Below are 14,835 nucleotides of genomic sequence, written 5' to 3' on the forward strand. Positions count from 1 at the left end.
CCTGCGTTTTCGCGTTCTCTTCCTCTTCATGGGCGTGCCGGTTATACGCCGTTGCGTTCTTCGCAATATCGGCACCTACCTGAACATCCCCGCCCACAGCGGCAGCCGCCAGAATGCCTGTCAGTTGAGACGCCATTATTTCGAGCTGTTTGTTGTCGCCCACCATACCCGAAAGAAGATTTCTCATAGCCTCGTTGGCACCCGCCGCCGCGGCACCCGTTTTGAAATCGCTGCCGGTCAGTTGGGCCAATAATCCGCCCATCAAAGTATGGGCCAATACCTTCTCAAGACTCCCTGAGGGGAACTTCACATAATCGCCCACGAAATTGAAACCCGTTGCCATCGCGACGTTATTGGCTTGGGAGGCTATTGCGGTCATCAGGTTATCACCGAAACCTCCCCCATTTATCAGGGTACTCACGCCCGCTTGGGTCACGCCTTGAGCGAGAGAATAGGCCGCAAAATCACTGATACCACTGAGGTTGCCGAGATCAAAGCCCCGTGTGACACCCGTCGTCGGGTTAGCTGATACACCAAAGGCCTTATCCAAAAAACCTGACGTGACGCCAGCCGTCAAGGCTGAAGTAGCGTACCCCTTCAAGCTATCACTACTGGTCACATCCTTGACGACTGCGCCAAGGTTCCCCTTATTATTAATCGTGCTCACAGCCGCGGAACTGGCCATGGACGTGAGCACGCTCGATGCCATGACGTTGCCCCAGCCTGCTGCTGCAGTCGCCGTCCCGGCAGCCATCGCGGTGCCTGAACCGGCCGTCGCGCTGGCGGCAGTGCCCACGGCGGCGCTGGCCGCACCGGCTGTTAGCACAGTGACAACAATGATGATTGCAAGCATTGCGCCCTGGCCCAAACTCGAGCTGCTGTATTTGAATGATTCGTGGGTTTCCTTGATCAGACGCCAATCCACATCACCGCGCTTCTCGGCTTCTTTGAGCCACGCCAGTTTTGGATCTGCCTGTACCATTGCATCGATAGCCTGGCTTACCGATTTCTGATTGATCTGTTTGACATCAATGCTCAGTCCATCAACCGCGTTGATCGTTAATTGTCCCTGAGCCACGATTTGGCTTTGCTGCAAGGTCTCATCGGTATTGCCTTTGCCCGACATTGAGTTCCAGGACAGGCTGGTATCACTTTTCTCGTGGCTCTCCTGATGCAAGTCCTTCACGCCCTCGAACGTGATGGCCCCGCCACTGCTGATGGTCAAGTCATTGCCGCTGTCGAGCTTGGCAGCCTGGTAATGTTGATTGCCGCCGCTGGCGAGCACCATGTTGCCGCCGGAGGTGATTTCGCTGCCGATGTTCTTTACATCGGTCACTTCATCGCGCTTGGTTTTCTTCGAGCCGAAGGAGCCTTTTTTCTTTTTGTCGTATAGCGAGTAATCGGTGTCCTGCGCCGCGAGGATGTCGAGGCTGTCGCCCGCTACCAGATACGCCTCGTCGCCGGCGGTAATGCGGCTGGAGACCACGGCGAGATTATCACCGGCACCCAATGCCACGTCGCCGCCCGCCGTAATACTCGACATGACCTGGCTGACATGATCTTCCTGCCGGGTGAGCTTTTTGCTCTTGGACAGGGAATGCTCTTCGTCCGCCGCAGAACTGATGATCAGGTTATCGGTTGCCGACATCGCGATGTCGCGCTTGGCATCGATCTGGCTGGCGATCACGCTGATATCACGCCCAGCCTGGGCCGTCAGGTCACGGCCGGCGGTGACGGTGGCCCCCAATTGGGTGATGTCGCTACTGTTGTGCCTTTTGTCGCGGAACACACTGTTGGTGACCTGCGCCGAGGACACATTGAGGTCCCGTTCGGCATTCAGGTCCATGTCACGGCCGCTTTGCAGCACGCCACCAATATTGTTGATGTCCCGCCCCGCCGAGACGTTGAGGTCATTGGCGGCTTCAATGCGCGCGGCGCTGTCAGCGAAGTCGTGATGTTGCGTACCAAAGCGCGTATTGCTGTCTTGCGAAGTGATGGTGCGCTCGTTGAGCACGTCGCCCATGATCGCATTCACGCTCACATCACGACCGGCAAGGATCCCGCCCGATTTGTTGATGACGTCGTTACCCGCCAGCACATCCAGACGATTGCCCGCCTGAATCAGGCCGCTGTTGACCAAGTCCTTGCCCGCCGTCGCCGACAGGTTATTGGTGGCGCGCAGCGTGCCGACGTTATCGAGGTTCTGACCGGCGATCAGCGTCACGTCTTTACCGGCGATCAGCGCACCGGTCGGGCCGAGGCGGCCTTCGGCTTGTGCCAGATACAGCACCGGCACCAGGACTTTTTCGCCGTTCACTTCATGTTCTTCGAGCCAGACGATGTCGTGGGTCAGCGCTGCGACTTGCTGGGCGGTAAGCGTCACGCCCATGGACAGTTTGAGTTGGTCCTTGCTGGCGATGGCGTTGTTCATCAGGTACTTGAACAGGCCTTCGTCAGTGGTCTGGCCGTCGATGTAGCGCTGGCCGGTGCGAGCGACGACCGCTTGCTGGATCAGGCGCTGTTCGTAGAGGCCGTCACCCAGGCGTTTGGCGCTGGTGTCCGGGTCGTAGCCGAGGTTCGCCAACAGGTAGTCCGAACTCATGAACTGCTTGAGGTTGGTGAGAACCGGGTTGGATTTCGATCAGGTATTTGTGGCCGTTGGCCGGCGCTTTCACGTCCGGCAGGCGAGTCCCTCAGAATCCGTCCCCTTTTTGCTTTTTGTTGCTACTCAAACAATAACCAAAGTTGCTGCCTAATCTCATCAAGTCGCTTATTCTCTAAAATCCTTTCCTCAACAGTATTTTTATCAATGTAAAAATCTGAAAAGCCTGATTTACCTCCTGCCATTGTCCTATAAATAGAACGAGCTTCGGACCAACGCTCTAACTCCGGAAGCCCTTGATCACACAAAGCCGCCAAAGCAGCGGAAAAGCCATGATCATAATTTCTTTCTCCTTCCTTCCGATATATCTCCTGCAACTCCACCAAAAGACCAACAACCTTCTTCTCATCCACACTCGCACCTATCAATACAATGGCTTAGGGACCCCAAAAGTTTCAACACCGGGTATCTTCCAAGGTTCATGAACAAAAATCTGATTAACATTTTGTCCCCCTACGTAGATACCGCCTTGGTTACCAACAGGACCTTGATAAACAGTAGTGCCAGCCGGAATTTTAACAGAGTAAACAGCATTTATTGGAGAAGTCCCCGTTAGCGTACCAGTGGTTGGATCAATCCACTGAGGTTTTACTGCCGTATCAATCCGAACCTGCGCCACCGAGGTCGGTGCCTCTGCGGTAAACCATTGACCTAGAGCCTTTCCATTCGAGTCGCCACCACGATAGAGAATGATGTCATCCGTCAGCGTTACAGCCTTGTACTTTCCGCCTGAAAAATTGGAGGCTGGATTCCCTGGCAATACGGATAACGGCCCAGGATTAGTGACCATATCAAAGTTCCCGCGGACGCTGCCGGGCAATGTGTTCGCTTTTACTTCCTTCCAGTAGGCATAGGCCTTATTGATTTGTGCAGAACCCGTAACGGGTTCCGACCCGGCAGGCCGAGGCCCGCGTAACCCTGCGATACCACCGGCCATACCAGCAATTGCCCCCAGCACCGGCTCCCACTGCCCTACTACATCGCCCAGCCTGACCATACTTTTTAGAGCACGATCCGTCAGCAAGAATTTGTAATCGCTACATGCTTGAGTTGTGCATTCCAACGAGTTGAGTACCCTCAGGCCTGCTGCGATCTGCCCCATCTGATCTTTGGCATAGACGGCACCACCTGTCTGGAGAGCCTGCTCAAAAAGCTCATCACTCAGCTCTCCAAAGCCCCGTTCTTTCCAAGTTTTTATTTGGCAACTCTCACTGCCCTCACAACCGCTCATGCCCTCAACGAAATCACGAGCGTCGCTGTGGTTCAGGTTGTTGTATTGCGTTGCGTTTGCCGTCACTGCAGCGGCGGATGACGCATCGCCTCCCGTAACAGCCGCCGTCAACACGCCGATCAGTTGAGACGCCGCAAGCAACTTACTCACGCCTTGCAGGTACTCGGGACTGTTTCTGTCCACCCCAACCGGTAGCAACTTATCGGCCAGGAAATCAACAACGGCTTCGTTTGCCCCCGCCGCCAGTGCGCCGGTCCGGAAGTCCCCGCCCATGGCCTCAGCCATCAGCCCGCCGAGAGCGGCGTGCATCGCGAGTTTCGTCAACTTGCCGTTTTCAAACAGGGTTACATCGCCAATTTTGTTGGCCGCAAGTGCCCCGCCAATACTGATCCCGGCCCCTACCGTCGCATCGACCAGATTATCCGTCAGGCTACCGCCCATAATTGCCGTTTTGGCCACCGTGTCGGCTGCAATCTTAATTGCTACGGCCTTGATACCCGCCGAGTCGAACGTCAACTCCGTAGGGTTAAAACCGAATTGGGCGGCGATACCCGCGGTGACACCTGCGAGCACATAACCTTTGAGGTTCTCAGAAGAGAAGACGTCTTTAAAGGCCGCTCCCACGTTGCCTTTATTGTTGATAGTGCTGACGGCCGCAGTACTGGCCATGGAGGTCAACACGGCGGAGGCCATCATGTTCCCCAACCCTGCCCCCACGGTTGAACCGATTGCAGCGCCGCCGACCACTGCCGAGGCGGATGCCGTACCCGCTGCTGCCAAGGCAGTCCCTGAACCCGCCGTCGCGCTGGCTGCGGCCCCCACAGCCGCACTCGCGGCTCCAGCCGTCAGCACGGTGACAATAATGATGATCGCCAACATCGCACCCTGGCCCAGGCTGGAGTTGCTGTATTTAAAGGACTCGTGTGTCTCCTTGATCAGACGCCAATCCACATCACCACGCTTCTCGGCCTCTTTAAGCCACGCAAGTTGTGGATCTGCCTGCACCATTACATCAATGGTCTGGCTGACCGATTTCTGGTTAATCTGTTTGATATCGATGTTCAGGCCATCAACCGCCTTGATCACCAATTGCCCCTGAGCCACCAATTGACTTTGCCGCAGGGTCTCGTCGGTATTGCCTTTGCCCGACATTGAGTTCCAGGACAGGCTGGTATCACTTTTCTCGTGGCTCTCCTGATGCAGGTCCTTCACACCCTCGAACGTGATGGCCCCGCCACTGCTGATGGTCAAGTCATTGCCGCTGTCGAGCTTGGCGGCCTGGTAATGTTGATCGCCGCCGCTGACGAGCACCATGTTGCCGCCGGAGGTGATTTCGCTGCCGATGTTTTTCACATCGGTGACTTCATCGCGCTTGGTTTTTTTCGAGCCGAAGGAGCCTTTTTTCTTTTTGTCGTATAGCGAGTAATCGGTGTCCTGCGCCGCGAGAATGTCGAGGCTGTCGCCCGCTACCAGATAGGGTTCGTCGCCTGCGGTAATGCGGCTGGAGACCACGGCGAGATTCTGACCGGCACCCAATGCCACGTCGCCGCCCGCCGTAATACCCGACATGACCTGGCTGACATGATCTTCCTGCCGGGTGAGCTTTTTGCTCTTGGACAGGGAGTGCTCTTCGTCCGCCGCAGAACTGATGATCAGGTTATCGGTTGCCGACATCGCGATGTCGCGTTTGGCATCGATCTGGCTGGCGATCACGCTGATATCACGCCCAGCCTGGGCCGACAGGTCACGGCCGGCGGTGACGCTGGCACCCAATTGGGTGATGTCGCTGCTGTTGTGCCTTTTGTCGCGGAACACACTGTTGGTGACCTGCGCCGAGGACACGTTGAGATCCCGTCCGGCATTCAGGTCCATGTCACGGCCGCTTTGCAGCACGCCCCCAATATTGTTGATGTCCCGCCCCGCCGAGATGTTGAGATCATTGGCGGCTTCGATGCGCGCGGCGCTGTCAGCGAAGTCGTGATGTTGCGTACCGAAGCGCGTATTGCTGTCTTGCGAAGTGATGGTGCGCTCGTTGAGCACGTCGCCCATGATCGCGTTCACGCTCACATCACGGCCGGCAAGGATCCCGCCCGACCCGCCCAAGAGGAAGCGCACAGATGACCCGTCTCACTGCGAAAGACTTTGCTCCGGAACTGCTCGAACTGTACGACTACTACGCCCACGGCAAGATCAACCGGCGAGAGTTTCTGGATCGGGCGGCGTTGTTCACCTTGGGTGGTTTGACCGCCGGCGCGCTTCTCTCCGCCCTGAGTCCGAATTATGCACTCGCCGAGCAGGTTGAATTTACCGACCCGGACATTGTTGCCGAGTACATCACCTATCCATCGCCCAAGGGCAACGGGCAGGTCCGTGGTTATTTGGTGCGCCCGGCGAAAGCCACCGGCAAGGTGCCGACCGTGGTGGTCGTGCATGAAAACCGCGGGCTTAACCCTTACATCGAAGATGTCGCGCGGCGTGTGGCAAAGGCAGGATTCATCGCCCTCGCCCCCGATGGCCTGACGTCGGTGGGCGGCTATCCTGGCAACGATGACAAAGGCCGGGAGTTGCAGGCGACCGTCGACCCTGAAAAGCTCATGAACGACTTTTTCGCCGCCATCGAGTGGTTGATGAAGCACGACGCAACCAGCGGAAAAGTCGGGATCACCGGGTTCTGCTACGGCGGTGGCGTCGTCAATGCCGCGGCCGTGGCCTATCCGGAACTGGGGGCTGGCGTGTCCTTTTATGGCCGACAGCCAGAAGCTAAAGATGTGGCCAGAATCAAGGCGCCGCTGATGCTTCACTTCGGCGAACTGGATACGCGCATCAACGAAGGCTGGCCCGCCTATGAGAAGGCATTGAAAGCCGCGGGCAAGACGTATGAAGCGTACATCTACCCCGGCGCCAACCATGGTTTCCATAACGACTCCACGCCTCGATACGATGACGCCGCGGCCAGGCTGGCCTGGGACCGGACGCTCGGGTGGTTTCGACGGTATCTGGCGTAATGGTGAAGCTGAAGTCGGCTTTGACACTGTTGCCAGATTCCGCATGAATGGAGGGCTTCGAAAAGCTGACGAGACAGGTGCTCAAACGCGGCTCAATAGGCCCTCGTTCATGTCTCAATCACATCATCCGCCCAACTGATGGCCGCAACGACGGTGGGGAAACCGATCGTGCTGGTCAGTGAGATCAGCGTGTGACGGATCTGCTCGGGTGTAGCGCCCGCCTCCAGTGCCCGTCGGGTATGACTGTGCACCGCGCCCTCAGAACGGATGGCCGCCGCGGCACCGAGCTGGATCAGCTGGACCACGATCTCTTCCAGTGGGCCGGTATGACGCACCGCCGTACCCAAGGCCTCCACGGCAGCCAAGTAATCCGGGTACTGCTGTTCGAGACGTTGGTAGGTGTTATGCGTTCTCTTCTTTGTCATGTTTGTTTCCTCGCGTTGGAGGCGATCAATTCGCGCCTTTGCGCCCGAGTCATCAGGCTGCGATTTACGAAACTTGCACACTGCAGCAGTAGGCTACGCTTACAGCAGCTTATTGCACACGATGCTCGCGTCTGCAGGTTTTGGTTTGTTCTGGAGAGCGCCTGCAACAGCTATTTCAGACTGGCCCAAACAATTCACGCAGGACTACGTGATGACCGAGCCCCTCCTCAGCTTTGACCAACTCAAACGTGCCGCTGCCTCTGGCGAGATCGATACCGTTCTTGTCTGCATGGTCGACATGCAAGGCCGACTGGTCGGCAAGCGATTCCAGGTCGAGTTTTTCATCGACAGCGGCCACGAAGAAACCCACTGCTGCAATTACCTGCTGGCCGACGACATCGACATGGAACCGGTGCCGGGTTACGCCGCGGCCAGCTGGAGCAAAGGCTACGGCGACTTTGTGCTCAAACCCGACATGGCCACGTTGCGACGGGTGCCCTGGCTTGAATGCACGGCGCTGGTGCTCTGCGATGTGCTCGATCATCACCATCGGCGCGACCTGCCACACAGCCCGCGGGCGATCCTGAAAAAACAGATCGAGCGACTGCGCGAGCGCGGCTACACCGGCATGTTCGCCTCGGAACTGGAGTTCTACCTGTTCGACGAAAGCTACGAAGCCATCCACGAGCGCAACTACCACAAGCCGAAAACGGCCGGTCACTACATCGAGGATTACAACATCCTGCAGACCACCCGCGAGGAACCGGTGCTGCGGGCGATTCGCAAACACCTGCAGGCCAGCGGTATTCCCGTGGAAAACTCCAAGGGTGAATGGGGGCCGGGCCAGGAAGAAATCAACATCCGTTATGCCGATGCCCTGACCATGGCCGACCACCACGTCATCATCAAGCACGCCTGCAAAGAGATCGCGCAACTGCAGGGCAAGGCGATCACGTTCATGGCCAAGTGGCGCTATGACGCCGCCGGTTCCAGCAGCCACATCCATAATTCGCTGTGGGACAAGAACGGCAAAAAGCCGCTGTTCTTCGACACCAAGGCGGAGTTCGGCATGTCGAAGCTGATGCGCGCCTGGGTGGCCGGGCAACTCAAATACGCCAACGACATCACCTGTTTTCTCGCGCCCTACATCAATTCCTACAAGCGCTTTCAGGCCGGCACCTTTGCACCGACGCGGGCGGTGTGGAGTCGGGACAATCGCACCGCAGGCTTTCGGTTGTGCGCAGAAGGCAGCAAAGCCATCCGTATTGAATGTCGCATCGGCGGCGCCGACCTCAACCCTTATCTGGCCTTCGCGGCCTTGATCGCTGCGGGACTGGCCGGTATCGACGAGAAGCTCACCCTCGCGCCGCCCTTCGAGGGCGATGCCTACGTCGACGAACATTTACCTGAAGTCTCCAAGACCCTGCGCGAAGCCAGCGCCTCGCTCCAGGCCTCGACGATGTTGCGCGAGGCGTTCGGTGATGAAGTGGTCGACCACTACGTGCACACCGCCGAATGGGAGCAGAAAGAGTACGACCGGCGGATTACTGACTGGGAATTGCAGCGCGGCTTCGAGCGCTATTGAGACCACCATGACCTCGACCATTCAACTCATCTCACCGGTCGATGGCCGGGTCTACGCCGAACGCCGCTGCGCCGATGCTGCGCAGATTGACCAGGCGCTGGCGGCTGCCGAAACTGCCCAGGCGCAATGGAAGCGCCGGCCACTGAGCGAACGCGCCGCCTTTTGCAGCGCCGCGGTGGACGCGATGCTGGCCATGAAGGCTGACATCGTGCCGGAACTGGCCTGGCAAATGGGCCGCCCGGTGCGCTTTGGCGCTGGCGAACTGCGCGGGTTCGAAGAGCGTGCCCGCCACATGATCGCCATTGCCCCTGAAGCGTTGGCAGCGCTTGAACCCACGCCTGTCGCCGGTTTTCGACGCTGTATCAAACGCGAGCCGCTGGGTACGGTGTTGGTCGTCGCGCCCTGGAATTACCCCTACCTGACGGCCGTAAATACGATCATCCCGGCGCTGATGGCCGGCAACAGCGTCATCCTCAAACACGCGTCGCAAACGCTGCTGGTCGGCGAGCGGTTCGCCGAGGCCTTTCGCCGCGCCAATCTGCCCGAGGGATTGTTCCAAAACCTGCTGCTGAGTCATCTCCATACCGCGATGATCATTGCCTCTGGACGGGTGCAGCAGGTGAACTTCACCGGCTCGGTCGAAGCCGGCAAGACCATGGAACACGCTGCTGTCGGAGGTTTCCTCGGCGTGGGCCTGGAGCTTGGCGGCAAAGACCCGGCCTACGTCCGGGCAGACGCCAACCTCGAACACGCGGTGGAAAACCTGGTGGACGGCAGCTTCTTCAACTCCGGGCAGAGCTGTTGTGCGGTCGAGCGTATTTATGTCGATGAAAAAATCTACCCCGCCTTTGTCGAACGCTTCGTCGCGCTGACTCGCCAATACGTGTTGGGCAACCCGCTGGACGAAACCACCACGCTCGGTCCGCTGGTGACACCGGGCGCTGCTGAATTCGTTCGCGGGCAGATCGCCGAAGCGCTGTCCAAGGGCGCCAGGGCACTGATCGATTCGCAGACCTTTCCCGCCGATGCGCCGGGCAGCGCCTACCTCGCGCCGCAGGTATTAGTGGATGTCACCCATCAAATGTCGGTGATGCGCGAGGAAAGCTTCGGTCCGGTGGTCGGCATCATGTCGGTTGTCAGCGACGACGAAGCCATCGCCCTGATGAACGACAGTGAGTTCGGGCTCAGCGCTTCGATCTGGACGCAAGATCTTGCCGCCGCCGAACACCTGGGCAACGAGATCGACACCGGCACCGTGTTCATGAACCGCTGCGATTACCTCGACCCGGCCCTGGCCTGGACCGGGGTGAAGAACAGCGGGCGCGGCGTGACGCTGTCACGCCTGGGTTATGACAACCTGACCCGAGCGAAATCCTTCCATTTGCGCCACGAGATCTGAGCCATGAGCCTGACCGCGAACTGGAACTACCCCACCAGCATCCGTTTCGGTGTCGGCCGCATTGCCGAGCTTGCCGAGGTCTGCCGCAGTCAAGGGATCCAGCGCCCGTTGCTGGTCACCGACAGTGGCCTGGCCCGCGCCCCAATCACCACGTCAGCAGTGGACGCCTTGCGCGCCGCCGGCCTTGGCGTCGCGCTGTTTTGCGACCTTAAACCGAATCCGGTCGAAGCCAACCTGGCGGGCGGGCTCGAGGCCTGGCGCGCCGGAAAACACGATGGCGTGGTCGCCTTTGGCGGTGGCAGTGGCCTGGACATGGGCAAGCTCATCGCCTTCATGAGTGGCCAGACCCGCCCGGTCTGGGATTTCGAAGACATCGGCGACTACTGGACACGCGCCGACGAAGGCAGCATCGCTCCCATCATTGCGGTGCCGACCACGGCGGGTACCGGCTCCGAGGTGGGTCGTGCGGCGGTGATCATCGATGAGCGGACGCACACCAAACGCATCATCTTCCACCCGAAAATGATGCCGCGCGTGGTCATCAGCGACCCGGCCCTCACCGTCGGCATGCCGGCAAAGGTCACCGCGGGCACCGGCATGGATGCGTTTGCGCATTGCCTGGAATCCTATTGCGCCCCCGGTTTTCATCCCATGGCCGAAGGCATTGCGGTGGAAGGCATGCGCCTGGTCGCCAATGCCCTGGTGCGAGCCGTACACACACCCTCGGACCTGGAGGCGCGAGCGGAAATGCTCGCGGCCGCCGCGATGGGCGCTACCGCTTTCCAGAAAGGCCTGGGCGGGATGCACGCCCTCTCACATCCGGTGGGTGCCCTGTACGACACCCATCACGGCATGACCAATGCCACGTTCATGCCCTATGTGCTGAAATTCAATCGCCCGGCCATCGAGGAACGCATCATCCGCCTCGCGGCTTATCTGCGTTTGCCCTCTCCCGGATTCGACAGTTTTCTGGCCTTCGTCCTCAAGTTGCGCAAGGACATCGGGGTGCCGCACACGCTGGTTGAGCTGGGGGTGGATGACCGGCAGGCCGACCTGATCGCGGACATGGCGGTTGTCGACCCTTGCGCCGGCGGCAACCCGCTGCCATTGACCCGAGATGGCGCGGCAGAAATTTTCGCAGCGGCGTACCACGGCCGCCTATAGAGCAGTTGTCTGTCCATGGCCAAGGTGCGAACTCGCTGCATGGACGGGGTTTATCCGTAGGAAAAAGGAGCAGTACGACAAGGGGTTGAAAGCCAGCCCATCCGGCCACGTACAACCCGGATGGATGCGTATCAAAACCTAAGGGGCACACAACATGAAGCCAGCAAGCCAGCCCGGCACAGCCGCGCCGCAAGACGATGACGTCAAGGTGCTGCACAGCATGGGCTATGCCCAGCAGCTGTCGCGACGGATGGGCGTTTTCTCCAACTTTGCCATTTCCTTTTCGATCATCTGCATTCTCTCGGGTGGTATCAATTCACTCGCCCAAGGCACCTCGGGTGCGGGCGGTGCGTCAATCGGCATCGGCTGGCCGATCGGTTGCCTGATCTCAGGGGTTTTCGCCATGGCCATGGCGCAGATTTCCTCGGCCTACCCCACCGCTGGCGGTCTCTATCATTGGGGCTCGATTCTCGGTAACCGCTTTACCGGCTGGCTGACCGCGTGGTTCAACCTGCTGGGGCTGGTCACCGTGCTCGGCGCGATCAACGTCGGCACCTATTACTTCTTTTTCGGTGCCTTCGGACCGGCCCTGGGGATGGAGGACACCACCACGACCCGGGTGTTTTTTCTGGCAATCCTGACCGGCCTCCAGGCCTTGTGTAACCACCTGGGTATCGGCCTGACCGCGAAGCTCACCGACTTCTCGGGGTATCTGATCTTCGCCACGGCGCTGGCGCTGACCATCGTTTGCCTGATCTCGGCGCCCAGTTATGAGTTCGCCCGGTTATGGACCTTCAGCAACTATTCCGGCGAGGTCGGCGGCAGCGTCTGGCCAGAGGTGTCGAACGGCTGGATTTTCATGCTTGGCCTGCTCTTGCCGATCTACACCATCACGGGCTATGACGCCTCCGCGCATACCTCGGAAGAGACCCGAAATGCGGCCATGTCAGTGCCACGCGGCATGGTCATGTCGGTGGTCTGGTCGTTGTTGTTCGGCTGGGTCATGCTCAGTTCGTTTGTATTGATGCTGCCGAGCATGGACGAGGCGGCCAAGCAGGGTTGGACCGTGTTTTTCTGGGCCATGGACACTCAGGTGAACCCGACGGTAAAAACGGCGCTGTACGTGGCCATTTTCATCTCGCAGTTTCTCTGCGGGCTGGCGACCGTGACCTCGGTCTCACGCATGATCTTCGCGTTCTCCCGTGACGGCGGCCTGCCCTTCTCCAAAGCACTGGCCTCGGTTTCGCCGACCCGTCGCAGCCCGGTGGCGGCGATCTGGACCGGTGCCACCCTCGCGGTGTTGTTCGTCTGGGGATCGTCGGTGATTTCGGTCGGCGCAACGCCGGTCTATACCATCGTGGTGTCCTGCACGGTGATCTTTCTGTTCTTCTCCTTCGTCATTCCCATCATTCTGGGCCTGTTTACCTACGGGACTTCGAAGTGGCCGACCATGGGGCCGTGGAACATGGGGCGTTTCTGGTACTCAGTGTTCGCCATCCTCTCGATCCTCTCGATGGTGATTATTTTCGTCATTGGTATCCAGCCACCGAACGATTGGGCGCTGTACATCACCATTGGGTTTCTGGTGCTGACGGCCATTGTCTGGTTCGGTTTTGAAGCCCGCCGCTTTCAGGGCCCGCCGATTGGCGACATGATCGTCAAGCGTCAGGCTGAAATTGCCGCGGCTGAAGCGGCGTTGAATAAACAGGGAAGTTGATTGCGCTGAGCAAATGGTGGCGAGGGTGCGTGCTCCCCTCGCCACAGCGGACCGCGTCTACGCAGGTAGATCGATTTGATCCAGCACCCGATTCGCGGTGATCTCCGCCACCATGATGCTGTTTGAAATGCCCAGCAGGGCGTAGCGCGATTCACCCTCTAGATGATCCACCAATTGGTGAACCATCACATCGATCGAGGCCAGCGTCTCGACCAAATAAACCGCCAGGGTTTCGGCCGTGGCCTCTGGGTCCACGGAAAACAGGGTGCTGCGTGTTCGCGGGGTGGCTTTGATGTCGGCAGTCGACGGGAAGTGGAAGTCGAGGGCCCGTTCGGCGGCCTCGTTGAGTTTGTTTGAATCGGGTTCGTACGGGGAAACCGGATCGGTGTCCGGTGGATTGGGTGTGACCTTGAACATGGTGAAGCTCCTAGAGATTTGGAGCTGCCACCATTCGCTGCGAAACGAAATAAGGTGGCAACTGTACGCGGGTTCGCAGACCAGGACTCTAGGAACCCGGCAGGCCCAAAGGCCTCCCACGCACAGCCGCCATGACATAAATGACAGACCTAATGAAGCGTCTGATCACAAGCGGTAGACGTTGTGCGCCTAGAATTTACCTGGGCTGCGAAACCCGATCACTGATGAGCAGTGACGGGAATCAAGTTACCGAGCAGACCCAAGGCGCACAAGCCGGCGGATTCTGGCGTAGCCGTAGGCAACGGCGCAAGGTCTTGTAGCTTTCAGGAAGTAACCTTGAGGGCGTTTAAACACGCGCGCTCCCGCATGTTGATTGATCGTAGGCACCCTTCCTACAGGTGGTCAGAACGCTGTAATGACAGGCCGCTTCGCTACCCCTCAGTAAGTCCCTTCCCGCACCGTCCGCCTGACCTCAGCCTGTATGGCATAAGCCGGCGCCTCCACAACATTGAAATCCTGTGTATACCGCTGGGCAAATCCTTCTACCCCCCACTCCTGATACTGCTGCACATGCTTTAGTTCGTGAGCCCAGAGCGCAATGTCCTGTTCTGCGGTTTGAGTGTCCCGGAAGAGGATGATGTCGATCAGCGTCACGGCACTGACATCGGGATTTTGCAGCATGGCAGTGGCGGCGTTGAATTGGCCGTTGTCGCTGACTTTGTAGCGCGCGGCATCGAGGACGCTGGGGTCGTACCAGCGCAGCAGTCGCTCGCGGATGTGCGGTGGAATGGGTTGGACGCCGGCGTTGGCTGCTTCAGCGCGGGCTTGGGTCAGCCACAGTGCCAGGGCAGGTGCCGCGATCTGGTAGATGCCATCAGGCACCAGGTCTGGCAGGCAGATGCAGCCGTCCAAACACACTTGTTTCTCGCCAGCTGGGCAGGCATTGGTCTGGGCTGACACTTCAAGCGTCAGGCAAAGAACAAACAGCGCCACCAGGCGCGGGGTGATGGGTGGCATTGGGCGCTCCAGGGCTCATACTGATTGTCTGCGCCAAGTGCCGGGTGATGTGCCGAACTGGCGTTTGAATGCGCGACTGAACGCGGCTTCCCTCGATGCCGGCACCTCTCCCAGCAAAGTGGCACGAAACACCATGATGCTGCGGTTAGCGACTTTGAGTTCGGCGGGGTGGTCTTTGGCGTTGGGCACATCCGCGGACCATGCCCCTAGTGC

At 59.0% G+C, this 14,835-nt stretch carries 10 protein-coding genes and 1 pseudogene; 5 read left to right on the top strand and 6 right to left on the bottom strand.

From position 1 onward, the window contains the following. Positions 1–7 precede the first annotated feature (7 nt). From ACYZTX_RS19115 to ACYZTX_RS19125, 3 genes and pseudogenes are all read right to left on the bottom strand, one after another. A pseudogene (locus tag ACYZTX_RS19115) lies at positions 8–2,684 on the bottom strand (DUF637 domain-containing protein); the annotation flags it as partial. 40 nt (positions 2,685–2,724) lie between these two features. Then, positions 2,725–3,015 carry a hypothetical protein gene (locus tag ACYZTX_RS19120; protein ID WP_462035396.1) on the bottom strand — a complete coding sequence of 97 codons (291 nt, stop codon included), beginning with the start codon at positions 3,013–3,015 and terminating at the stop codon, positions 2,725–2,727. A gap of 11 nt (positions 3,016–3,026) precedes the next feature. After that, complete coding sequence (locus ACYZTX_RS19125; protein ID WP_462035397.1) at positions 3,027–5,954, bottom strand: DUF637 domain-containing protein; 2,928 nt, start codon at positions 5,952–5,954, stop codon at positions 3,027–3,029. Positions 5,955–6,010: 56 nt separating this feature from the next. Between ACYZTX_RS19125 and yghX the strand changes: the two genes are divergently transcribed. Beyond that, positions 6,011–6,898, top strand: a complete 888-nt coding sequence (gene yghX, locus ACYZTX_RS19130; protein ID WP_462035398.1) for a YghX family hydrolase — start codon at positions 6,011–6,013, stop codon at positions 6,896–6,898. Positions 6,899–7,005: 107 nt separating this feature from the next. Here yghX and ACYZTX_RS19135 read toward each other — a convergent pair whose 3' ends face one another. Beyond that, positions 7,006–7,323, bottom strand: a complete 318-nt coding sequence (locus tag ACYZTX_RS19135) for a carboxymuconolactone decarboxylase family protein (protein ID WP_462035399.1) — start codon at positions 7,321–7,323, stop codon at positions 7,006–7,008. A 211-nt stretch (positions 7,324–7,534) separates the two neighbouring features. Between ACYZTX_RS19135 and ACYZTX_RS19140 the strand changes: the two genes are divergently transcribed. The 4 genes from ACYZTX_RS19140 (at position 7,535) to ACYZTX_RS19155 (ending at position 13,188) form a co-directional block, all read left to right on the top strand. Then, on the top strand, positions 7,535–8,908 hold the full coding sequence (locus tag ACYZTX_RS19140; protein WP_462035400.1) for a glutamine synthetase family protein: 1,374 nt from the start codon (positions 7,535–7,537) through the stop codon (positions 8,906–8,908). Positions 8,909–8,915: 7 nt separating this feature from the next. Further along, the gene (locus ACYZTX_RS19145; protein WP_462035401.1) at positions 8,916–10,307 is read left to right on the top strand and encodes an aldehyde dehydrogenase family protein; all 1,392 of its coding nucleotides are present in this window, start codon (positions 8,916–8,918) and stop codon (positions 10,305–10,307) included. Positions 10,308–10,310: 3 nt separating this feature from the next. Beyond that, on the top strand, positions 10,311–11,471 hold the full coding sequence (locus tag ACYZTX_RS19150) for an iron-containing alcohol dehydrogenase (RefSeq protein ID WP_462035402.1): 1,161 nt from the start codon (positions 10,311–10,313) through the stop codon (positions 11,469–11,471). 154 nt (positions 11,472–11,625) lie between these two features. Next, positions 11,626–13,188 (top strand): amino acid permease, encoded by a 1,563-nt coding sequence (locus tag ACYZTX_RS19155; protein WP_462035403.1) that lies wholly within the window; start codon positions 11,626–11,628, stop codon positions 13,186–13,188. Positions 13,189–13,245: 57 nt separating this feature from the next. Here the strand turns inward: ACYZTX_RS19155 and ACYZTX_RS19160 are convergent, their stop codons facing one another. Both ACYZTX_RS19160 and ACYZTX_RS19165 read right to left on the bottom strand, forming a co-directional pair. Continuing rightward, the gene (locus ACYZTX_RS19160) at positions 13,246–13,605 is read right to left on the bottom strand and encodes a DUF6124 family protein (protein ID WP_462035404.1); all 360 of its coding nucleotides are present in this window, start codon (positions 13,603–13,605) and stop codon (positions 13,246–13,248) included. Between the two features lie 438 nt (positions 13,606–14,043). Further along, positions 14,044–14,622 (bottom strand): eCIS core domain-containing protein, encoded by a 579-nt coding sequence (locus ACYZTX_RS19165; RefSeq protein WP_462035405.1) that lies wholly within the window; start codon positions 14,620–14,622, stop codon positions 14,044–14,046. Positions 14,623–14,835: the final 213 nt, after the last annotated feature.

The organism is Pseudomonas sp. MDT1-17, assembly GCF_054898105.1.